We start from the raw sequence: 22,735 nt of genomic DNA, 5'->3' as shown, positions 1-22,735 counted from the left end.
GCGGGACTCATTCCTTCGTCAGGACCGTGCGCAAGGCCGGCCAGAGATTATCGAGCAGGCGTGGCTGCGCCGCCGCGTTCGGGTGGATGTCGTCATCCTGCATCAGTGCGGCATCCTGCGCCACACCATCCAGAAAGAAGTCGACCAGCGGCGTGTCGTACTGCTGCGCCAACTGCGGGTAAAGGGCATGAAACCGATCCGCGTACGCCGCGCCATAGTTCGGCGGTATGCGCATGCCCACCAGCACGACACGTGCGCCTGCGTCCTGGCTTTGCTCGATCATGGCCTGGAAGTTCTCGCGCACCTGCCGTATCGGAAGCCCTCGCAGGCCGTCATTGGCGCCTAACTCGAGTATCACCACGGCCGGGGAATGCGCGTTCAGGGCACGTGGCAGCCGGCTGCGCGCGCCGCCCGTCGTCTCGCCGCTGGTGCTGGCATTCACGATCCGGTAATCGTACCCTTGAGATGTCAGGCGACGCTGCAACAAGGCGACCCAGGTGGCGTCGAGTGCGATGCCGTACCCCGCACTCAGGCTGTCTCCCATGACCAGCAGAACCGGCTGATCGGATGCCCCCTGTTTTGGCGGTACGGCGTGAACCATGTGGCTCCATAAGAGTCCCAATACGCCCAGCAACAGCAGTCTGCCCGGCTGGCCGCGTCCCGACAGCCGGTGCAGGCCGTAAATCGCAGCGATAGGATGTCCGATCCATTTCATCGTTCCGAGGCTCGTATCCACATCATGAATCTCCCGCAAGCATGAGCGTCGCCCAGGATACGCGATCCGTTCCAGAGAGCGTTTCTCCCCGGGCCGAGTCCCAAGCGGCCGGTCCGCGCACCGTCCTGCGGGCGGTCGGCATCGGCAAGGAGGTTAGCAGCCCCGAAGGGAAACTAACGATTCTGGCCGATATCGATCTTCAGATCGATGCCGGTGAAACTGTGGCGATCGTAGGTGCGTCGGGTGCCGGCAAGTCCACCTTGCTGGCGCTGCTTGCGGGACTGGATGAGCCGTCGCGGGGACGCATCTGGCTGAACGATGTGGACTTGACGGCGCTGGATGAGGACGGCCGGGCCGCGGTCCGGGCACGGCATGTGGGCTTCGTGTTCCAGAGTTTCCATCTCGTGCCTTCGTTGACGGCGCTGGAGAACGTCATGCTGCCGCTCGAACTGGCTGACCGGCCGAATGCACGCGAGGCGGCCGCCGAGGTATTGGCCAAGGTCGGCTTGGCCCGTCGCCAGGCGCATTATCCGCGCCAGCTGTCCGGCGGCGAGCAGCAGCGTGTCGCCATTGCCCGGGCCTTTGTCACCCGTCCGGCCCTGCTGTTCGCCGACGAACCCACGGGAAACCTGGATGCCGCTACGGGAGAGCGCATCATCGAGCTGTTATTCGAACTGAATCGTGACCTGCAGACCACCTTGGTCGTGGTCACGCATGACCCGGCGATTGCACGGCGCTGTGCCCGTATCGTGCATATCGAAGCGGGACGGCTCTCGGCTACACTCGATAGTGCGTCGGCGGTGCCGGTGGCATGAGTGTAATACCACCGGACGGTATGCGTGCGGCTTGTCCCGGCAGGCGAATATTGCGGCTGGCGCTGCTAGCCCTGGTGCGCGACAGCAAGTCGGGTGAACTGCGTGTCTTGCTGCTGGCGCTGCTGGTGGCGGTGTCCGCCATGACGGCTGTGGGTTTTTTCACCAGCCGCGTGAGCCTCGCGGTGGACCGACAGGCCGGCGAGGTGCTGGCCGCCGACCTACGGCTGGAATCGCGCCAACCTCTGGAGCGGGACTACTTTCGGATGGCGGCCGATGCCGGATTACGCTTTGCCGAGATGTCGACCTTTCCGAGCGTTGCATTCAAGGGAGAAGACAATGCGCTGATCGCGGTCCGGGCGGTATCCTCGGACTATCCATTGCGTGGCCGCCTGAAGATTGCCGACCAGGCGTTCGGTCCGGCACGCGAGACGTTCCAGCTTCCCGGGGCGGGCGAGGTCTGGCTGGAGTCGCGTCTGTTCGCGCAACTGGACGCGAAGATCGGCGATCGCATCCAGGTCGGCGCGGCCGAGCTGACGGTTACGCAGGTGCTGGACTATCGCCCCGACCAGGGCTCGCAATTCGTGGATCTCGCTCCGACTTTGCTGATGCGCCTGGAGGATGTACCGGCCACCGGTCTGCTCCAGGAAGGCAGCCGGATTTCTCATGCAGCATTATTCGCGGGCGAGACCGCGGCGATTGCCGCGCTGAAGCGGCAGCTGGAGTTGCGCAAGAAGCCCGGGCAGCGCATTGCGGATCTGCGGGACGGCAGTCCACAGATCCGTTCGGCGATCGATCGTGCCGGCCGCTTTCTGAGCCTGTCCGCGCTTGCGACCCTGCTGTTGGCCGCGGTCGCCGTGGCGATTTCGGCGCGGCGCTACGTGGTACGCCACCTGGATACCGCGGCGCTCATGAAAAGCATGGGTGCGCCACAGCGTCTGGTGCTGGGTATCAGTGTGCTGGAATTGCTGATGACCGGTCTGCTGGCAGGTATGCTGGGCGCCGTTGTCGGCTATGTAGCCCAGGAAGGTATCGCCTACCTGCTCAGGGACCTGGTGCACGGCGAGTTGCCGCGCCCCACGCTTGGCGCCGGTTGGCTGGGCATACTGGTTGCGGTACTCATCCTGGTCGGATTCGCCTTGCCGCCCCTGCTGCAGTTGCGCCATGTGCCGCCGGCGCGAGTCTTGCGGCGTAACCTGGAGCCGCCGCCGCTGCGCTACATGACGGTCTACGGTACAGCCCTGGCGGCGCTGGTGGTCCTCCTGGGATGGCTGCTGCGCGACATGGAACTATTGGTATACGTGCTTGTTGCCATTGCCGGGATGTTCGCGGCGTTGACCCTGGCCGGCTGGATACTGGTGCGCCTGCTGGGGCGCTTTCGCGGCAAGGTCGGCGTGTCGTGGCGCTACGGCATGGCGAACATCGCCCGCCGCGACCGTGACAGCATCGTGCAGATCGTGGCCTTTGGTCTGGGATTGATGGTGCTGTTGCTGCTGGCGGTCGTGCGTCAGGATCTGATGCGGGAATGGCGTGCCAGCCTGCCGGCGGATGCGCCGAACTATTTCATGATCAACATCCGCCCGGATCAGGAGGAGGCGCTGCACGAATTTTTTGTCGAGCGCGACATGGCGCCGCCACGGCTGGTGCCGATGATTCGCGCGCGGCTGCTGAGCATCAATTCCATCCCGGCCACCGAGGCCGTGCACAGCGATCGCGGCCGCGAATTCATCGAACGCGAGGCCAACCTGACCTGGGCCGCGGACATGCAGACGGATAACATCTTGCTCGAAGGCCGGTGGTGGCAGCCGGACGACGGCGGCGAACCGCAGGTCTCGGTCGAGATCGATCTGGCGCGGGCGCTGGGTTTGAAGATCGGGGACACACTGACCTATGACGTTACGGGCGAAGAACTCACCGCGCGCGTGACCAGTTTCCGCGAAGTGCAATGGGATACATTCCAACCGAACTTTTTCATGGTGTTCTCGCCAGGCGCATTGGATGACAGCATCGGTACCTATATCACCAGCCTGCATGTCCGGCGCGACCAGCGCTCGATGCTGGCGGATTTATCGCGACATTTCCCCGAAGTCACCGCAATCGATCTGGAGGCTCTTTTGGATCAGGTGCGCGGCGTCATGGACAAGGCATCGTTGGCGGTTCAGTACGTTTTCGGCTTCAGCTTGCTGGCGGGCATCATGGTATTGCTGGCGGCAGTCCAGTCCACGCTTGATGAGCGTCGCTACGAAAGTGCCATGCTGCGCACCTTGGGGGCAAGTCGCCGCATCGTGCTATTCGGGGTCGCCGCCGAATTCACCACCCTGGGCCTGTTGTCGGGCATGCTCGCAGCCATCGGGGCGAGCGTGGCGGGTTATGTTCTGGCCACGCAAGTGTTCAATCTGACCTACCGTTTCAATCCTGCGATATGGGGATTGGGCCTGCTGGCGGGTGCGCTACTGGTGGGCGTGAGCGGCACCCTGGCGACGCGTTCGGTAGTGAATCACCCGCCGGCGGCGGTGCTGCGCGACGGATAGCGAGGCTCACGCAAGAGCTCTTCTGTAAAAGCCCGCCAGGGATGGCAGGCTCCGCTCATGGCTTTCTCCCGCCATGCATTTCTCCTGATGTATGGCTAAAGAAGGCCATGGGCGGGATCGGATCATCCAGTGAGCGCTCGCCTTCATCTCGTAGCGCTGCTTGTTGAGTCAGCGCAGGTCCAGGCGCAGCCAGCCCACATGCTCGAGCTGGCCGCGCCAGGTATAGCCGTCGATCTTCAACAGGTAGTTGCCGGGCGCGAAGGCCGACGAGTTCAGTGCCAGCCGAAGCTCATGATTGGAATCGCGGGCCACGCGTTTCATTTGCATGACGCGGCCTGTCTCGCTCTCGTCGATCGTGATCTGGAACTGGGTGTACTTTCCAGTCGAGACATCGACATGCAGTTCCATCCATTGCGGCGGGACCGGCCGGCCGATGTTCAGGCTGGCATGTTGGGGCTTGGCCTGTGTAGGTTGCAGGCGATAAGTTTGAACGCTGCCGGGCGCCTGCATTTTCAAGGACTGGTGCGCGCGCTGCAGATCCTCGATCTGTCCTGCCAGGGCGTCGGCCTTCATGGCCTGGCTGATTGCAGCTGCGATTGCCAGCAGCATGACCGTTACCAGCGCGACGATCATGAAGCGCCCTGCGCTGCACCGATAGAGGCGGGGTGTTGTCTGTCCTTCTTCATCCGAATCGAAGTCATCTTCTATCGCATCGCTGGCCGCATGGGTTGCGCCGGATGGAGTCGCTGGGAACATGCCGGTTTCGTCTTCCGCATGCGGATGACGCGAAAGGCGCGCCTTGAGCCGTATCGGAATCGGCATATCCTTGAGCACTTCCGGATGGTCCAGACAGTATTGTTCGAATTCTCGCGCTTCGCGCATCGTCAGCTCGCCGCTGAGATAGCGATCGATCACCTGCCCATCGCGAATACCGTTTTGATCCATCTTCATTCCTGCCGCCATCCCGAGCTGTTTTCTGCGGTTTTGCGCGCGTATGCGACACCTTCCGGCCAATACTCCGTGACGGCATGGTCCAGCGTCCGGCCAGGTCGATACGCCGTGGATATTTCTTGCCTGAACTGTGCAATGCCGCTCATAGTGCTTGCAGATCTTGGGCCGATACTGCGATGCTTTTCGCAGGATCCGGACACGGCGAAGCCGACAGACGTTCACCGAACTCATGATTCTTACGTTGGAAATCCTTGGAGAACAGGCTGAGGCGCTGGGGGCATCCAGTCGCAAGGTGTTCCGTTCGGCGGGCGGGACGATCGGGCGGCTGCCCGACAACGACTGGGTCTTTCCCGATCCTTATGTTTCCGGCCGTCATGCGCTGATCCGGTATCTCAATGGCAAATACTACATAGAAGATACCAGCACCAACGGCGTTGCCATCAATTCGCCCGAAAATCGCCTCTCACGCACCGAACCGCAGCCGCTGCGTCATGGCGATGTGCTGTACATCGATGCCTATGAAATCGGCGTGTCGATCGAGCCGGCGGCGATACTGGAAAAGGATCTGTTCACGCGCCTTTGGCACGATACCACCGGTGCCCCGGTTCCGGCCTCGGCCTCCCCGGTTGAAGAGGCCGCCGAAGTGGAATTGGATGAACTCGATTTGTCGCCGGAGGATCCTTGGATGAACCCAAAGGCGGTGGCCGCCGGCTCGGGCAGGGAAGATACGCCGGATGCGAAGCCGCCGGCCGATGACGCATGGATGGTGTCCGCATCGAATGCCGCCGGTATCGAGGTACCGGATTCTCTGCAAGATCCGGCGCAGGTATTACACGCCGTACGACTCGCCTTCGATTCCATGCTCGCACAGTTCGATCCGGACCGGCTGCAGGAGGATTTCGACCGGCAGATCAGTCAGGACTCGATGCTGGGGGCGCCTGCCAAGATGCGCTACTGGGATTTGTACAGGGACAGGTACGCCATCATCGCCAAGGATGCGGACAGGGTTTTTCGCAGCTTGTTCGCCGAGACCTTCTCGAGCGCTTACGGAGAGAATCCGCAGCGCCGCAAAACCGAAGCGAGCACTCGGGAGAAGTAGCGGTGATGGGCGTCGGCCATCGGCACAAATCGAACCAGAACGCATTTCCGGCCTTCTGCAGGTTCAGCGGGCATGATGGGCATGCCGCGGGCAGCGCCTATTTCCTCGAGGAATCCGTCTCGAGCCGCCAGCCGGGGCCCGTCCTGCCGCTGCGGGATGCTTCACGGCTCGTGCCGCCCTTGGTGCCGGCGGCCTTGCCTTGTGCCGGCTTGGCGCGATCCGGTCTGCGCTGGATCGCGTTGAATTTCATCAGTTGGCGCATGATACGAGCGGCGTCGATCTCCAGGAATTGCGCCAGTTGTAGAAACTCGATGACATCCAGGCGGCGTTCTCCCCCTTCGTATTTCGCCACGAAGCTCTGAGGTTTACCGAGCCGATCTGCCAGTTGCTGCTGGGTAAGTTGCGCCTTGTGCCGTGCAGCGAGCAGCAGTTCGAGGAAATAGGCATGAACGGGCGTGCGCAAAGACTTCAATGCCGGAACTCCGGTGTAGAGATCCGTCACTAATAATCCCACTTCGAGATTATCCCATTTCCACATTAGATCATGTGGCGCCCCGACCAGCCCCGGCTGGATCATTCATGACCATTCGAGTGTACGGCTGAGAAGTCTCGCTCGGGAGGAATTGCCAGGAACGCGGTGAATCCTTCCCTGGAGCCGAACAACGGTTGACGGGCGGACATCGAGGAGCCGGGAGCGGGGGCCGGGCTGCCTTGCCTGGACATCTGCGCCGCCCGGTCGTGCCAGGTACCGGCGTCAGGCAGGGGCCGGAGTGTCGCGCAGGGGGGTGGGATGGGGACGCCACTCGACTCCGGATGCAAAAGCGCCGATGGGACGGATTGCGCCCGCGGGAGTGGGTACGGAACGTTCGGGATGCTTCGTCCGGGAACGAAAATCTGTTGTAATCGCGTCCTTGCGCGATTCTCTTTGCATCCTTTTTTGGTCGTACTCTCAGTACTCGTATCCTAACAGGCCTGTATTCCAAGATTTACGTCGATGAGCAGCCAGTCCAGTAAAAAATCTGCAACCGCCATTTCCCCGACGCGCGGGGAAAATTATGCCGAGTGGTACCAACAGGTCGTCAAGGCAGCCGATATGGCCGAGAACTCGCCGGTGCGCGGCTGCATGGTCATCAAGCCGTGGGGTTATTCATTGTGGGAGAATATCCAGCGTGTGCTGGACGACAAGTTCAAGGAGACCGGGCATCAGAACGCCTACTTTCCTTTGTTCATTCCCCTGTCCTTTTTACAGAAAGAGGCGGCGCACGTCGAAGGATTCGCGAAGGAATGCGCGGTCGTGACTCATCATCGGCTGGAAGTCGGGTCCGACGGCAAACTGATTCCCACGGGCGAGTTGGAAGAGCCGCTGATCGTGCGCCCGACCTCCGAGACGATCATCGGGGATGCATTCGCGCGTTGGGTACAGAGCTATCGTGATCTGCCGCTGCTGATCAACCAGTGGGCCAATGTGGTGCGCTGGGAGATGCGCACGCGTATGTTCCTGCGCACCGCGGAGTTCTTGTGGCAGGAGGGCCATACCGCGCATGCGACTCGGGAAGAGGCGCTCGAGGAAACGATGCGCATGCTGGAGGTATATGCCGAGGTCGCAGAACAATGGATGGCCGTCCCGGTGATCAAGGGCGAGAAGACCGCCGGAGAGCGTTTTCCCGGTGCCGAGCAGACCTTCTGTATCGAAGCCATGATGCAGGACCGCAAGGCGCTGCAGGCGGGAACCAGTCATTTCCTGGGTCAGAACTTCGCCAAGGCCAGCGAAATCCGCTTCCTGGACAGTCAGGGCGAACAACAGTATGCCTGGACCACCAGTTGGGGCGTATCGACGCGCCTGATCGGCGGATTGATCATGACACATGCAGATGACGATGGCCTGGTGCTGCCGCCGAAGGTGGCGCCGGTGCAGGTGGTGATCCTGCCCATCTATCGAACGCAGGACGATCGCTCGCGCGTGCTGGAGTATTGCCATGCCGTGGCCCGTGCGCTGCGTTCGCAGCGCTATGCCGAGCGTCCGCTGAGCGTGCAAGTCGACGAGCGCGACGAGCGCGGCGGTGACAAGGTATGGCACTGGATCAAGAAGGGTGTGCCGCTGCGTGTGGAAATAGGTCCCCGCGACATCGAGAAGGATGCGTTGTTAGTCGCTCGCCGCGATCGTGCGCACAAGGACAAGCAGGCTATTCCGCGCGGCGAGTTTGTGGCTACCGTCACGACGATCCTGGAGTCTATTCAGGAGGCGCTGTTCGAACGCGCTCGATCGTTTCGGGAACAGCATACCCGGCGCATCGATACGCGGCAGGAATTCTATGACTGGTTCACACCTGAGCGAGTCCAGGACAATGAACCGACACCGATCCACGGCGGCTTCGCTCTCGCGCATTTCAGCGGAGATGTGCAATTGGAAGCGCAGATCAAGGCTGATCTGGGCGTGACGGTACGCTGCATTCCGCAAGACGGCAGTGAATCCGGAATCTGTCCGTTCACGGGTGCGCCGAGCCAGCAGCGGGTGGTATGGGCCAAGTCCTATTGAGAACTGAAGCCCGAGTGTGGCGCCATCGCCGGCCTGCGGCGAGCCTGGATTCACTGCTGAATCCAGGATCTGCTCAATGGTCCCGTGATCAGTCCACCGGTGGCAGGCGTTGCTGCAGCCAGTTCGAGATATCCTGCACTTCTTCCATGCAGACCTGATGCGCCATGGGATAGCTGCGCCAGTCTACTGGGTAGCCGAGCGTTTGCAGCATCTCGCAAGAGGCCTTGGCATAATCGAGTCCGATCATCGGATCCTGTGTACCATGGCACATGAGTATCGGCAAATCGCGATTCTCGGGTGATCGTTCCTGCTCGAGCTGTTTGTGGAGCGGCAGATAGGTCGACAGCGCAAGAATACCGGCAAGGCGCTGTGGATACCGCAACGCGGTGTGCAGGGCTATGGCGCCGCCCTGGGAAAATCCGGCGAGCACGATTCGGCCGGGGGTAACGCCCTGAGCCATTTCGTGATCGATATATCGGCGTATGAGTGCTTCGGTTTCGCGGATGCCCGCTTCATCTTCGATACGTTCCGAGCCGAGACCCTTGACGTCATACCAGGCGCGCATGACATATCCATTGTTCAGCGTGATCGGGCGCGGCGCCGCATGAGGAAATACAAAGCGGATATTGCTGTTCGGCGGCAGGCGAAGTTCATCGACCAGGGGCACAAAGTCGAAGCCGTCGGCGCCCAGTCCGTGCAGCCAAATGACGGCGGCCGTGGCGGGCGAGGCCGGACTGAGTTCGACAAATTCAGGTGTATCTTTGCGGGTGTAGATGTTTGCGTGAGTCATGGTTGGATTGCGTGGCGACCGTAGCGGAACAAAGCGGCAAAAATACAAGAATATCAGGCGAGAGAGGCAAGCTGCAGTGTAAAGACATATAGGGTCAGCCCCTCGACAGTCTTGACGGGCTGGCCGAAAATACCCGTTCGATCCAGCCGCGTCGGCCTGCAACTCGCACTGAATGCGCGATTCCGGGAGCCATGCACATCGAGCGTAACGAAATTCGCTGTTTTCATGCCGTAACCGAAGCCGGCGGCTTCAGCCGCGCCGCGGAGCGCCTGGAATTGTCGCAATCCGCCGTGAGCCAGGCGATCGCCAATCTTGAGCATCGTCTGGGGGCGGTGTTGCTGCGCCGAAGCAATCCGCCCCAATTGACGGAAGCCGGAATACGTCTGCTGCGCTATGCCGAGACGCTGCTCAACGAAGAGCGCGAAACGCTGGCGGATATCGCCCAGATCAAATCCGGCGCCTTGTCGACCTTGTCCCTGGCATTGTCCGCGCCGGTAAACGCGCGCTTCGGCATCGATCTGCTCCGGGTGTTTTCCGAACGTAATCCGCTGACACGCCTCAAGGTCGTCGTAGCGCCCAGCCGCGAGATCGTGCATGGTGTATCCGACGGCCGCTGGGAGCTGGGTTTCGGCCCCTTGCAACACACCATGCCGGACTATTTCGCGGTCCATCCCTGCTTCTCCGAGAGGCGCCGGCTGGTCGTGGCCCGCAATCATTCCAGCCGGGAGGCATTGCGCCGCGACCCGCAGGCCACCTTGCGAACGCTGCCGCTGGTGACGTCCTACATTGACGATCTCACCCGGCGCCCGGGCGGCGAGCGCTTGCGCAATGCCTTTGCTTCGGTCTGGGAAATCAGTCACATGGACCTGCGCCTCGCGTTGGTCGCGGAGGGGAAAGGGGTCACGTATGTATCGGACCTGGTCTCCGGTCTGTCCGATGAACTGGTGCCGATCGATGGATTGCCATTCTCGAATATTGACCGCCAGGTCGGCGTATACCATCTGCGGCACCAGCCGCTGTCCCAGGCGTGCGTGCGTTTCCTGGCCTTGTGTCGCGAGCGTTGGAGCGGCTGAGCCGCTGTTCAGCGTTCTACGGTGCCGCCTGCGACCCGGATCGCTGCGGTGGCCGTCATCAGTGTGGCATCGAACACCACAAAACGATTGCGGCCGTCATCCTTGGCTCTGTACAAGGCCTCATCGGCGCGCCGATACATATGGATGAATTCCTCGCCCGGCTCATACGTGACATCGATACCGATCGAAACGCCGAAGTGCGAACGTCCCGGCGTCGAATCTTTCGAGAAGACGCGGGTGAGAATGTGCCGCGCAATCTCGGTGGCGGCATCCACGTCGCAACCCGTGGCGAAGATCATGAATTCATCCCCGCCTAGACGTGCGCAGATATCGGTTCCCCGCACGCTGGCGCGTATGGCGGTTGCGACCTTGATGAGAAACTCATCGCCGGCCGCATGACCATGTGAATCGTTGAGGCCCTTCAGGTCATCCACGTCGACCAGGATGATCGCGTAACTCGATGCCTGCGCCCTGAGCGCATGGCGTACGGCCGCTAGTGCGCCACGGCGGTTGAGCAGCTGCGTGAGATCGTCGCGTATCGATAGATCATACTGTTCGCGCAGGCGATGGATGATGGCGTAGTGATAGCGTGCCGCGAAATAGCCGATCAACAGTGCGATCAGCAGCGCGGCGGCCAGAGTGCCGATCGAGATCATCTGGAAGCGCGCTTCCCGCGCGATGTAGTAGGCGGTGTCGAAATCCACACCGACGAATCCGCTGTAACGTCCGTGGCTGTCATAAATGGGTGTGTGGCCCGACAGGAAGATCCCATAATCGTCTTTCTGGAAGGTCGGGTAGACGTAGGTTTCGCCCGAGGCGATACGCTGGAGATAATCGGGGTCGGGTTCCTTGTCCAGCGGCACGAACGGTTCCATGTAGGCGGAAGGCCGTAGTGCATGGCGTGTCGCCAGTTTGCTCGATGCTGCCGTGTCCAGCACGAAGAAGCTTTGCCGGCCCTGCGCCTTCATGGTGTAGATGTAAAAGACCTCGGGCGCGGCGGAGTGAAAGCGCACCAGGGGTTCCAGGGCACGCTCGTAGAGTTCTGGAGTGTAGTTGGCGGGATCGAGCAGTTGGCGATGCAGGTCGCCATCGACGACGTTGGCGGCCAGTTCGGCGATTTCTGCGACATGTGAGCGGAGTACGTCCATGCGTGCCTGTTTCGACAGCCATTGCGGGACGGCGACCAGCGTACCTAGCAGGGCGGCCGCCGCCAGCGTGACCAGCCAGAACGTCCGGGGTGTGAACCTGCGCAGATTCTGCACGGCATCCCCGGGGAAGGCGGACGCGACCGGCGGCACGTTCAGTCGAGTCCTTTCCATCGATGTTGCTGGGCCAGTTCGAGCGCGCTACCCCGATGCAGTCGCCGGCGGCGTTCACGCTGCTCACGCTGGCGGCGCAGTTCGGGCCAGCGTTCCAGGTAGGCAGCCAGAATCATCGGATCGATACGGTAACGGGCAAAGGCATCCGCATGCGCCGCGCGCAGGGCTATTGCGCCGTTGTAGCCGCCGAAGCCCTGTGTTGCGCAGATTGCGCCGCCATCGAGATCTCCGGCCACGGGTGCTTGCCTCAGGCGGAAGGCGTCGGCGACGGGCCCGAGATCGGGATCCGGATTACGCAGCGTAGGCACGCCGACGGCCGGTTTGCCGAGCAGATACTGCAATGCCTGCGAGACGGCTTTCAGGCCGGTTTCGCCCATCGTATGCCCGTCACCGACGGCCTTTGGCGTACCGACCAGCAGAGGAGGCAGAGCGGAGTGGTGTCCCTGGCGCCCGGCGGCGATCGCGCGGGCGTTGGCCGCCGTGGTGAGGTCGGTCTTGGAGTTGGTTCGCGTGCCGGTGGCATGCGCCACGATATATCGAAAATCCGCCACGCCGTAGCCGTGGCCTCGATGGGCGAGTTCATAGGCGTGGATCAGTGCATTCTCTCCGCCGAAACCTACACCGGCAAAATGCGCTTTACCCCCGGCTTCGCCGCTTTGTCCCCAGCCGGCGATGATGGACGTGATATCGAGGAAATTCCGTAGTGCGAAGTCCAGCGTGGTGATCAGCAGCCCGGAGCCGCCTTCGCCGATCACCGTCCCGTTGGCGTCGATGTCGAATGGCGCGAGGCAGTCGGCTACCGTTCGGTGCAGTTCCTTCGGGCGGCCGGCGTTGACCGCATCGAGCTTGCCGCGGGTCATGAGTGCCCCGGGCCCGAACGCATCGAGCATCTGCCAATACGGACGAGCCGCTGCGTCGGCTGCCGTCCACAAGGTGATGGCTGGACGTTGATAGCCTGGGTAGTCGAACAGCATCTGGGGGGCAAAATCGCAGAATATGAGCGAGCTGGAGGCGCATGCGCCGACGGAGTTGAGCGGCGCCTGAGGTACTCGCGAGTATCCGCTGGGTGATTTCAGCGAATCCAGCAGGGCAGGGTGCTTCAGCGACTTGCTCAGAGAATAGGCGGGCGCCAGCATGGTCGAGAGCAGTGCCGGGCCATGCGAGGACAGGGAATTCGCCAGGCGGATGGCGAATTTGTCGCGTAGCTTGTCGTTTGCCGGATTCGATGCGCCTGCCGGCCGCAGCTGGGCCAGAGCGTCCATGCCGCCGAACGCCGTAGCGCCTGCGACACGGAACTTGTAGGGGTCGGGCAGGAGTTCGGACAGCGCCGTCGGCAAGGCCGCCAGCGCTCCCAGTCCACAGTAGGCGAACAGCTGTGCCTGTAGGGACGGGCCCAGTCGTGGGTCGTCATCGAACAAGCCGTGCATGTCCTTCAGCGCAGATTCGCGTATTTCCCGGTAGGAAAGCCCGGCCAGTCCGCGCAATCCTCCGACGGCGAAATCATGCGGCAGGGAGGCGCCGATTTCCGAGACAACCGAGTCGGATATGGCCGTCAGCTCGTCGATGTAGCGAATCCCGAGGTTGGCGCGCAGCTGTGCGCCATGGCGCTGTTCGATATCGGCCAACGAAGCCGGCTCGCCGCCGGCGCTCCAGCGCAGGCCCAGGGATCCATCAGTCATGGGGTCCAATTCGACCAGACCCGCATCGAAGGCGGCATAGGCGATGAATTCCGCCGCGCCGGTGACGCGCGCCAGATAGGTTTCGGTGCTGCCTACTGCAGAAATGGAGCAAGGAGTACCGATTGTGACGAGAACTTTATCGGCGCTGAGCACTGGCAATCCGGAAGGGCTGAAGTTGGAAGGGGCACAGGATACACCGGGGTGAGCCTGGTTGCTGTTCAGCCTGGTGCCGCCGCGGCCAGCCGGTTCATGACGTGGTCGACTTCCTGGGCGCTGCCCAGGACTACCGGGACGCGCTGATGGATATCGTCGGGGACGATATCGAGGATGCGTTGTCCCGGCGCGCAATACGCCTTGCCGCCCGCCTGTTCGATCAGCATGGCCATGGGATTGGCTTCGTACATCAAGCGCAGTTTGCCGTCGGGGGCCTTGCGGGTCGGTGGATACATGAACACTCCTCCCTGCAGGAGGATCCGATGCACGTCAGCCACCATCGCGCCGACATAGCGGCTGGAATAGCCTTGTTCCTGCGCCCAGGAGAGATAATCTCGATAGCCTTGCGGAAACCCCAGGCGATTACCCTCATTGACGGAATAGGACTTGTTCGCCGGCGGGATTCTGAGCCCCTCGGCGACACGGATGAAAGCGCCATAGGCCGGATCCAGGACGAACATGTCTACGCCCAGGCCGATCGTCAGGACGAAAACGGTCGACGAGCCGTACAGTACGTATCCGGCGGCTACTTGCTTGGCGCCACACTGCAGGAGCGAGGCTTCCGGTCGTGTCGAGCGGCGATCCTTGCGCAGGATACTGAAGATCGTACCGACTGCACCGCAGACGTCCAGATTGGAAGATCCGTCCAGTGGATCGAACAATACGCAGTACTTGCGCTGCTCGGAATCGTCAGAGCGCAGGATGATCGGTTGCTCGTTTTCTTCCGAAGCGACGATCGCGACACCCTCGCGTCCGCCGAGTGCGCGCAACAGAATATCGTTGGCGATCACGTCGAGTTTCTGCTGCTGCTCTCCTTGGACGTTCTGGCTGCCAACTGCGCCGAGCACATCGTCCAGCCGTGCACGGCGGACATGCGCGGCGATCATCTTGGTGGAAATGGACAGTGCGGACAGGATCCATGAGAACTGCCCGCTGGCTTCCGGATAGCGGGTTTGCTGTTGCAGGATGTGAGCCTGGAGCGTGACGATGTCGGTCGAACGCTGCGCATGCGCCGTAGAAGTATCTTGGGGGGAAATGTCGGTAGTCCTCATCGATGCTCGATATTTGGTGGTCTATGCCGCTCGGCGTCGCTGTGTGCGAAATGCGCCGGTGACCAGGAGTTCGTATTCGCGGTCCACATCGTTTGACGAATGCGCGTGTGGCTATGTTCCGTGTACCAGGGGCGGAATCGGGACTCGAACGGCTCGTCGAACACGACGTCCGGGACGAGGCGCGACAATAGTGTTGCAACGCGGTCGTTGACCGATGCCTCCATGGTTTCTTTGCTCGATCCGGGTTCGGCCATGGAACAGCTGCCTCCAGCCTTCCTCCAAGGTCAATGATGAGAACGAACTTAATCTTTTCCCCGGCCTGGGACAGGGACGACCGTCACACCTTGGATGAACTGCGTCACAGTTTGCATCAAAAATATCGCCGGATGTCAGATATACTAGATCGCGAACAATGGACAAGCGCATTATTCGTTACACCAGCCTGGAGGAGATGAAAGCCGCCGACAAGCGTGCATGGCAACGTTTGCCGCCGGGCGAGCGCATTCGCGCCGTGATGGAAATTACCACGTCGGTGTATGCAATGAAGGGACACGTGCTGGATGTTCCAAGACTTCAAAAAACTCTTGTCCGAATTCAACGCCCATCGCGTTAGATATCTGATTGTTGGCGGATATGCAGTCTCTTTTCACGCTGAACCGCGGTTGCGTGTTTTGAAACGACGCGATCCGTAAAGAGCGCAGCGGTGGGACGCAGCGTCGCTTCAGGCAGGCCGATTCAGGCCAGACCGGCCAGCGGCGCCGGCGCCGGGCGGCGCAACAGCAGGTTCCTGGTCTGCCACTGGGTTTTTTCATCCATGGATTCCAGGAACCGGATCTCTCCGCCGGCTTGCAGGGCGACGGGGAGGCCGTCGCGATACAGCAGCCGATTGCCCGTGATCGACGCCAGCCGCCCGCCCGGCGTCAGTATCCCGATCAGGTTCAAAGGGTCCGCCGCCGACAAGGAAACGAATTGATCCCGCATCGGCCGGCGACGGACCTCGCGCAGCGCGCCGACGGCCTCCGGCAGGGCGAATTGCTCGCCCGAGAAACCGGCCACGAAGCGCCCGCCGCGAATCTCCCCGCGTGCCTCCAGCCGCCGCAGGCAATGCAGCAGGTCCCGCCAGGGCGGCAACCAGCCGGCTTCACGTTCCAGCAGCTTCCAGAACACCACGCCCCAGCGGCGCAGCAGTCCGTGGCACAGATACTCGATCGCTTCCGTCCCCGGGTGGCGTTGCGCGGATCTGCCGGTCGGGACCCGGCCGGAAGAATCCGGCTCGGGCGGCTGTCCTCCGGAGGCTTTCCGTACCCATGCCCAGCGGCCGGCGTCCTGCATACCGAAGATCGCCATGCTGCGCCGGCGCGTGCCGCGTGCCGCCGGCCTGCGGCGGTCCGCGGGCAGCAGCAGGGCGCGCAACCCGCCAAAGCCATCCGAGTTCATCAGGCCCAGTGCGACCAGTTCGGCAAGGGCGTCCTTCACTTGATTCGGCAACAGCGGCACGCCTTCGGCGATCTCATCGAAAAAGGAGGCACCATGCGCCTGGATGAACGCGGCGACCTGCTGGGCCTTGCTGGTGAGATGCCCGGACTTGAGATACCCGGAGTGGGGCGGGTCCGTGAACACGGTCCAGTAGCGCACGTGGCGCCTGGAAAGCAGGGCGATGGGTGTCGAGCGCACCGGCGCCGCGCCACGTCCGGCGTCGCCGGCGCGGCTGGCCAGCCGCGCCCATACGATGCGCCCGGCCAGGCACTGCTCATCCAGCCAGGCGGGTTCGTATCCGGCGATGCGTGCCGGTAGAACTTCCGTTTCCCAGGCGCCGGCAGGCACCTCGAAGCCTTCGAGCTGGGCGAGCACGGCGGGCACGGCATCGGGACCCTGCATGCCGGAGTCCGGCGTCACATGCTGCCAGTCGAACAGGAAGCGCAGAAAATCGCGCGCCTGCACGGGCTCGATTTCCGCGCGCAGGCGCTTGACCGTGTAGCGGTGAATGCGGGCCAGCAGACGGCGGTCGCACCACTGGGTGCCTCCCGGCTCGAACCGGCCGCGCATCGCGGTGCCTTCCGCTTCCAGCGCCAGCAGCGCGGCGTCGATGTGGCGGGCCGGCAGGTCCAGCGCCGGCGCCACGGCGTCCGCCGATACCGGCCCGAGTCCCTCCAGGCGTCCGCGTACCAGCTCGCGCAGCGCGTCTTCGGACGACCACGCCTTTTCATGCGCCGCAGGTTCGCAGATCCCGGGTTCATGAGTCCCAGGTTCATGAGTCGAAGGGGCGGCGTGCGCGGCTTCGATGCGGGCACCTGGGAGGAGGGCGCGCAGCATCGGGATGCGCTCGGTGGCGATGTACGAGACGCCGGCGTCGGTGTGCAGCCGGCAGGCTCGACGGCGCGTCATGAGCTCGTGCATCAGTGCCGGCCACGCCGGCATGCGCCGCACTTCGGCCTCGGACAGGAACATGAACCACAGCAAGGCGTCGTGCAGCTCATCCGCGCTGGCCGCGTCCGGCCAGGCTTCGGCGCGCACGCGGGCGATCGCGGCGGAGTCGAGCTTGCCGATGTCCGTGGCCGACTCCGGGTCCAGCCAGCGCCGGGCGAGGACCGCCTGGGTGCGGCGCTCCTCCAGCGGGACATCGTCCAGGAAGGCGTAGGGCCGTGCCGACAGAACTTCCAGCGCCAGCGGCGAGGGCTCGGTGAGGTCGCGCGCCTCGATACGCAGCTCGCCCTTGACCAGCGCCGACAAGAGCCGCTCGAAGCCTTCGATGTCCATGGCTTCCTCCAGGCAGTCGCGCACCGCCTGGCGCACCAGCGGATGATCGGGAACCACGATATCGCCCGTCAGGTTCTCGCCGCAGGCGAGCTGGTCCGGAAACACGGCGGCGAGCAGATCCTCGGCGTTCATGCGCGCCAGCTGCGGCGGGACTTTCCTGCCGCCACGAAACCGCGGCAGGGCAAGCGCGATCGCGGCATTCCGGCGCCAACGCGTCGTAAACATGGGCGAGGCCAGGAGCGCCTGGACGAGAATGTCCCGCGCGCTGTCGGGACGCAGGAAACGCGCCACGTCCTGCAACTCGAAGCTGTGCGCCGTGGTCAGCGACAGGATGATCGTGTCCTCGGTCGCGGCCGCCTGCAGCTCGAAATTGAACGTGCGGCAGAAACGTTTGCGCAGTGCCAGTCCCCAGGCTCGATTGATGCGGCCGCCGAAAGGTGAATGGATCACCAGCTGCATGCCGCCGGCTTCATCGAAAAAACGCTCGAAGACGATGATGCGCTGCGTCGGCAGGCAGCCCAGCGCGGCCTGCGCGGCCGTGTAGTAGGCGAGCAGCTGCGCCGCGGCGGCGGTGTCGATGCCCACGGTGTTTACCAGATGGTCCAGCGCCGCAGGTTCATCATGCCGGTACGCGGCGATATCGCTGCGCAGCCGCGACACCGCGGCCGACAGTTCATCGGTGCGTCCAGGCGCCTCGCCCAGCCAGAAGGGAATCGACGGCGTTTCACCGCGAGCATCCTCGACGCGGACGGTACCGCGTTCGATGCGCAGGATTCGATAGGCGGCGTTGCCGAGCTGGAACACGTCGCCCGTCAGGCTTTCCACCGCGAAATCCTCGTTGACCGATCCGACCACGTGTCCTTCCGGCTCCAGCATCACCTGATAGTCGGCCGTGTCAGCAATGGCGCCTCCGGAGGTGATCGCCGTCAGCCGGGCGCCCTTGCGCCCGCGCAGCAGATGGTTGACGGCGTCGTGATGCAGCAACGCCCCCCGGCGGCCGCGGCGGGTGGTGAAGCCTTCCGCCAGCATGCGCACGATCTCGTCGAACGATTCGCGGGTGAGCGCGCGGAAGGGATAGGCCCCGCGCAGCAGCTCATGGAGTTCGTCCTCCCTGCATTCGCGTGCCGCCGCTTCCGCGACGATCTGCTGGGCCAGCACGTCCAGGGGCTGCAGCGGCAGTTTCAATCGATCCAGCTCGCCGCGCCGGATGCTGTCCAGCAGAGCAGTGCATTCAGCCAGATCATCGCGGGACAAGGGGAACAGGCGACCCTTCGGTGTGCCGCCCACGGCGTGCCCGGAGCGACCGACACGTTGCAGGAAGGCATTGATCGACCGTGGCGAGCCCAACTGGCACACCAGATCGACCTCGCCGATGTCGATGCCCAGTTCCATCGAGGCGGTTGCGACCAGTGCCTTGAGTTCGCCACGCTTGAGCCGCTGCTCGGCATCGAAGCGCAACTCCCTCGCGAGACTTCCGTGGTGTGCGGCGACGAGCGATGGCCGGAGGGAACGCTTGCGCGCCCGCGCGCCGGACGGGGTGCAGCGGGCTTCGGTGTCGGCGCCGGCATCGGCGTCGGTGCTGCCAACGTCGGAGATGTCGGCAAGGGTGGCATCGGCAGCGTCTGCGCCGGCCGCGTGCCAGGCGTCCACCCGCTCGGACACGTGGCGGCAAACCCGTTCGGCGAGGCGCCGGGTGTTGACGAAGATCAGGGTGGTGCGATGTTCGCGGATGAGCTGGGCCAGGCGGTCGTAGACCTGGGTCCAGGCCTCGCCGGACATCACCGCTTCCAGGGGTGAGGCGGGCAGCTCCAGGGCGAGATCCCGGTGCCGTGCATGGCCGCTGTCGATGATGCGGCAGTCGGCGTTACCCTGCGCGATGTGTTTCGTGCCGACCAGGAACCGCGCCATCTCCTCGATGGGCTGCTGGGTGGCCGATAGTCCGATGCGCGTGGGCCGGCGTCCGGTCAGCGCATCGAGCCGCTCGAGTGACAGGCTCAGGTGGGAACCGCGCTTGTTGCCGGCGACGGCGTGGATTTCGTCGATGATGACGCTGCGCGTCGTGGCCAGCATGTCGCGGCCGGATTGTGAACCGAGCAGGATGTAGAGCGATTCCGGCGTGGTGACGAGGATATGCGGCGGCTTGCGCCGCATCCGTGCTCGCTCGTGCTGGGGCGTGTCGCCGGTGCGCACCCAGGTGCGGATCTCGACGTCGCCCGGTCCGCGCGTCCGGGAGGCATTTCCACTCCTGGCTTCGAGCAGACGCGCACGTATGCCGGACAGCGGTGCCTCCAGGTTGCGGTGGATGTCGTTCGACAGCGATTTCAGCGGCGAGACGTAGACGATGCGTGTCTCATCCGGCAAGCCCCATCGTTCTCCTTCGCATACGAGTTCGTCGATGGCGGCCAGGAAGGCCGCCAAGGTCTTGCCGGAACCCGTGGGCGCGGCGATCAGTACGTCTTTTCCCGACTGGATGGCCGGCCACGCTTGCGTCTGCGCGGCCGTGGGCGCGGCGAAGGTGCTGCGAAACCAGGCGTCGACGGCGGGATGGAATGGCAGCGGCGCGCTCATGCGATGAAGCTTAACCGAGGCTGCGCAGCCATAGACGTCGAATGTTCATGAATAACGTCTAGCCGCTTTCGAGCTGCAGCGAGGGCGACACGGTGATCTCCATGCCATGCTCGTTGCCGTCCACGGTGGCCAGGGTTACGGGCCGGCGCCACACCCGGACGATGTATTCCAGAACCTTGCGGCTACGCTCCGGATCCAGGCCGCGGCCGTCGGCGACGTGATCGTGCAGCAGATCCAGCCTGCCGTCGAGGTGGACGTGCGCGGCGCTGACGGTCGGTGCGCCGAAGCCGTACTTCGGGCTCAGCAAGGCCTCGTGCAGCGCCGGCAGATCGACATCCTGAACGACCAGCGTTCCGTTGGCAGGACCTTCATAGCGGAACAGCTCGAGCTCCGTCGCCAGCTCCAGGGTGAGATGGTTGCGCACGAACGAGAAATCGTCGTCCTCGCTCATGATGCGGCGGGCCTGTTCCAGTCCCTGTTGCTCGATGATTTTTTCCCAGATCGAGAAGCCCAGATGATAGGGATTCGTGGACAGCGCCACTTGCTCGCTGCCGGCGGTCGGACGCACGACGTCCGAATGGCACTTGATTGCATCGACGTAACAGGATTGAGGCAGGAAATCGGCTTCTCTGAGCAGGCGCGCGTGCCAGTAGGAAGCCCAGCCTTCGTTCATGATCTGGCAGGCGAACACCGGATAGAAATAGAACGATTCCTCGCGTACCGCCAGGAAGATGTCACGCTCCCAGGGCTCGAGGTCCGGGGCGTACTGGGCGATGAACCACAATAAGTCCTGTTCCGGGTGGGGCGGCGTGGGTGTGCGCTTCGCGGGACCGGTACTGATCCGCGGGCGTGCAGTATCGGGGCCCAGCAAGGCATAACGCTGGGAAAACTCGTCGACGGCGGGCGGCGCACGATCCGGCATCCGTTCGGGATATTTTTCACGCCGCAGGCCTTGGTGAATATCCACGTGCTGTTCCAATGCCAGTGCCGCATCCAGGACGGTCTCGACCGCCTCGATGCCATGATCCTGGATGGCCTGACTGATCCGGCGTGCGTGGGCCGCCGCCTGTTCCACGATGTGTTCGCCGACTTCCGCCTGGCTGCGGCGGAACAACAGATTGTTGGCGGAGAAGTCTGCATGTCCCAGCACGTGGGCCGTGACCAACACGTTTTCGGCGATGCTGTTGCTCTTGGCAAGATAGGCACGTCCCGGATTGCCGGGATAGACGACTTCGAACAGGCGCGACAAACCCATTCGATGCTGAATCAACTGGTAAATATAGCGTGCTCCGAAGGACCAGTGCGGCATGCGTACCGGTAGACCGTAGATCGCGATCTCGGTCATGAAATTTTCGGGTACTATTTCGAATTCGACCGGGTGGTACTTCAAGCCCTGATCCGCGGCCAGCTGTTCGATCCTGGCGGCGTAGATTTGCCATTCTTCGATGTTCATGAGGTTTGAGCCTGCTGACCGAAGAAGTACCTCACGGCTTTCCAGATGTCTTCCACGCCGGCGACCCGGAAAGCGCCGACCTGCCCGTCTCCATCGGCGAGTTCCAGAAACAGCTTGCCGGTCTCACTGTCGGGCTCCTCGCCGGTGAGCACCGAGACTTCCAGGAAGCCTGCATAGTTGCAGGCGCGCGCCAGTTCCTTGAGCACTGCCTGCGCCTGGATCTGGTCTGAAGGGAAGTTCTCACCGTCCGAGGCGTAGAATAGATATACATTATATTGACTGGGGTTGTAGCGCTCCTGAATGATCTCGCGCACTTTCTCCAGGCCTGCAGAAGCGAGCGTTCCGCCCGTGCCGCTGACATGAAAGAATTCCTCTTCCTGGAATTCCCAGGCTTGCGAGGTATGCGCCACGAACACCAGATCCAGGTCTCGATACTGGCGGCGCAGACCCTGGATGACCCAGAAAAAGAAGGCCTTGGCAATCCGGCGTTCGCGCTCACCCATGCTGCCCGAGACGTCCAGCAGCAGAATGACGACGGCCTGCATGGCGGGCTGCTCGCGCTTCGCCAGTTGACGAAAGCGCAGATCGTCATCGGTGAACGGCGGCGACGTGACTCCGCTTTCAGCTTGCATGCCGCGGCGCTTGATGGACTCCTTCAGCGAGCGGCGCCGGTCCAGGCGTGCACGCGCCCCTCGGCGGTCCCAGCCCTCGCGTGTCCAGTCATCGTCCTTGGCGCGTCCCGTCTTGGCCTCGAGGTTGGGAAGTTTCATCTCTTCCCACAGCCAATCGACGATGTCGTCGATGCGAAACTCGAGGGTATACTGGATCGTGCCTTCCTCGTTGCCGCCTTGGCCCCGCGATTCGTCTTCCTGCCGGGGGCGGCCGATCCGATCACCCGGCCTGGCGTGTCCCTGTCCCACACCCTGCTGCTCTCCGGGCGAGCGCAGGCGGAAGCGATAGTGTTCCAGCATGCGTACGGGAACGCGTACCGTACTGGTGCCGCCGCTCAGGACATCCGCGCCGGCGATGATTTCCGGCAGATGCCGGCGCACGGCCTCGCGTATCTTATCGTTATGACGCAGCCAGTCCCGCGCACCGCGAGAAAAGAGGTCGTACCAGCCGGTCTCGCCGGCACCGCCGGCAGTGCTGGTTTCGTCCGACGTGTTCTCGCTCATCTCTCGCTCATC

General features: G+C 63.1%; 17 protein-coding genes. 6 read left to right on the top strand and 11 right to left on the bottom strand.

The window, feature by feature from the left end:
• Positions 1–7: 7 nt before the first annotated feature.
• On the bottom strand, positions 8–601 hold the full coding sequence (locus ACG33_RS14420) for an arylesterase (RefSeq protein WP_066923518.1): 594 nt from the start codon (positions 599–601) through the stop codon (positions 8–10).
• 155 nt (positions 602–756) lie between these two features.
• Here ACG33_RS14420 and ACG33_RS14415 point away from each other — a divergent pair, with 155 nt between their 5' ends.
• Both ACG33_RS14415 and ACG33_RS14410 read left to right on the top strand, forming a co-directional pair.
• Positions 757–1,530 (top strand): ABC transporter ATP-binding protein, encoded by a 774-nt coding sequence (locus ACG33_RS14415; protein WP_083537023.1) that lies wholly within the window; start codon positions 757–759, stop codon positions 1,528–1,530.
• Entirely contained in the window at positions 1,527–4,058 is a 2,532-nt protein-coding gene (locus ACG33_RS14410) for an ABC transporter permease (RefSeq protein ID WP_083537021.1), read from the top strand. The genes ACG33_RS14415 and ACG33_RS14410 overlap by 4 nt, the downstream gene beginning before the upstream one ends.
• A gap of 168 nt (positions 4,059–4,226) precedes the next feature.
• On the opposite strand, the gene ACG33_RS14405 is transcribed toward ACG33_RS14410, so the two are convergent.
• Positions 4,227–5,003 (bottom strand): hypothetical protein, encoded by a 777-nt coding sequence (locus ACG33_RS14405; RefSeq protein WP_066922216.1) that lies wholly within the window; start codon positions 5,001–5,003, stop codon positions 4,227–4,229.
• 235 nt (positions 5,004–5,238) lie between these two features.
• Between ACG33_RS14405 and ACG33_RS14400 the strand changes: the two genes are divergently transcribed.
• Positions 5,239–6,108 (top strand): type VI secretion system-associated FHA domain protein, encoded by an 870-nt coding sequence (locus ACG33_RS14400; RefSeq protein WP_157071815.1) that lies wholly within the window; start codon positions 5,239–5,241, stop codon positions 6,106–6,108.
• A 97-nt stretch (positions 6,109–6,205) separates the two neighbouring features.
• Here ACG33_RS14400 and ACG33_RS15895 read toward each other — a convergent pair whose 3' ends face one another.
• Positions 6,206–6,610 (bottom strand): helix-turn-helix domain-containing protein, encoded by a 405-nt coding sequence (locus ACG33_RS15895; protein ID WP_237392635.1) that lies wholly within the window; start codon positions 6,608–6,610, stop codon positions 6,206–6,208.
• A 492-nt stretch (positions 6,611–7,102) separates the two neighbouring features.
• Here ACG33_RS15895 and proS point away from each other — a divergent pair, with 492 nt between their 5' ends.
• Positions 7,103–8,644 carry a proline--tRNA ligase gene (gene proS / locus ACG33_RS14390; RefSeq protein WP_066922213.1) on the top strand — a complete coding sequence of 514 codons (1,542 nt, stop codon included), beginning with the start codon at positions 7,103–7,105 and terminating at the stop codon, positions 8,642–8,644.
• An 88-nt stretch (positions 8,645–8,732) separates the two neighbouring features.
• Here proS and ACG33_RS14385 read toward each other — a convergent pair whose 3' ends face one another.
• Complete coding sequence (locus ACG33_RS14385; RefSeq protein WP_083537017.1) at positions 8,733–9,434, bottom strand: alpha/beta hydrolase; 702 nt, start codon at positions 9,432–9,434, stop codon at positions 8,733–8,735.
• A 191-nt stretch (positions 9,435–9,625) separates the two neighbouring features.
• Here ACG33_RS14385 and ACG33_RS14380 point away from each other — a divergent pair, with 191 nt between their 5' ends.
• The gene (locus tag ACG33_RS14380) at positions 9,626–10,507 is read left to right on the top strand and encodes a LysR family transcriptional regulator (protein WP_066922211.1); all 882 of its coding nucleotides are present in this window, start codon (positions 9,626–9,628) and stop codon (positions 10,505–10,507) included.
• Positions 10,508–10,515: 8 nt separating this feature from the next.
• Here the strand turns inward: ACG33_RS14380 and ACG33_RS14375 are convergent, their stop codons facing one another.
• From ACG33_RS14375 to ACG33_RS14360, 4 genes are all read right to left on the bottom strand, one after another.
• Positions 10,516–11,826 (bottom strand): GGDEF domain-containing protein, encoded by a 1,311-nt coding sequence (locus ACG33_RS14375; RefSeq protein WP_083537015.1) that lies wholly within the window; start codon positions 11,824–11,826, stop codon positions 10,516–10,518.
• Positions 11,808–13,658: a beta-ketoacyl-[acyl-carrier-protein] synthase family protein gene (locus ACG33_RS14370; protein WP_066922207.1), complete on the bottom strand. Its 1,851-nt coding sequence runs from the start codon at positions 13,656–13,658 to the stop codon at positions 11,808–11,810. Before ACG33_RS14370 ends, ACG33_RS14375 begins: the two co-directional genes overlap by 19 nt.
• Before the next feature lie 65 nt (positions 13,659–13,723).
• On the bottom strand, positions 13,724–14,770 hold the full coding sequence (gene fbp, locus ACG33_RS14365; RefSeq protein WP_083537013.1) for a class 1 fructose-bisphosphatase: 1,047 nt from the start codon (positions 14,768–14,770) through the stop codon (positions 13,724–13,726).
• Positions 14,767–15,024, bottom strand: a complete 258-nt coding sequence (locus ACG33_RS14360; protein WP_066922205.1) for a hypothetical protein — start codon at positions 15,022–15,024, stop codon at positions 14,767–14,769. The genes fbp and ACG33_RS14360 overlap by 4 nt, the downstream gene beginning before the upstream one ends.
• A 158-nt stretch (positions 15,025–15,182) precedes the next feature.
• Here ACG33_RS14360 and ACG33_RS14355 point away from each other — a divergent pair, with 158 nt between their 5' ends.
• A complete protein-coding gene (locus ACG33_RS14355) occupies positions 15,183–15,383 on the top strand; it encodes a hypothetical protein (RefSeq protein WP_066922203.1) in 201 nt (66 codons plus the stop codon).
• Positions 15,384–15,505: 122 nt separating this feature from the next.
• Here ACG33_RS14355 and ACG33_RS14350 read toward each other — a convergent pair whose 3' ends face one another.
• From ACG33_RS14350 to ACG33_RS14340, 3 genes are read right to left on the bottom strand one after another with little or no spacing between them, the layout of a single operon-like run.
• The gene (locus ACG33_RS14350; protein WP_066922201.1) at positions 15,506–20,095 is read right to left on the bottom strand and encodes a DEAD/DEAH box helicase; all 4,590 of its coding nucleotides are present in this window, start codon (positions 20,093–20,095) and stop codon (positions 15,506–15,508) included.
• A gap of 58 nt (positions 20,096–20,153) precedes the next feature.
• Positions 20,154–21,548 carry a SpoVR family protein gene (locus ACG33_RS14345; RefSeq protein ID WP_066922200.1) on the bottom strand — a complete coding sequence of 465 codons (1,395 nt, stop codon included), beginning with the start codon at positions 21,546–21,548 and terminating at the stop codon, positions 20,154–20,156.
• Positions 21,545–22,723 carry a YeaH/YhbH family protein gene (locus tag ACG33_RS14340; RefSeq protein WP_066922199.1) on the bottom strand — a complete coding sequence of 393 codons (1,179 nt, stop codon included), beginning with the start codon at positions 22,721–22,723 and terminating at the stop codon, positions 21,545–21,547. Before ACG33_RS14340 ends, ACG33_RS14345 begins: the two co-directional genes overlap by 4 nt.
• Positions 22,724–22,735: the final 12 nt, after the last annotated feature.

The sequence above is a fragment of the Steroidobacter denitrificans genome (assembly GCF_001579945.1).
Lineage (GTDB): Bacteria > Pseudomonadota > Gammaproteobacteria > Steroidobacterales > Steroidobacteraceae > Steroidobacter > Steroidobacter denitrificans.
Note: the sequence above shows the minus strand (reverse complement) of the source record. Positions and strands in the feature narration are given on the sequence as shown.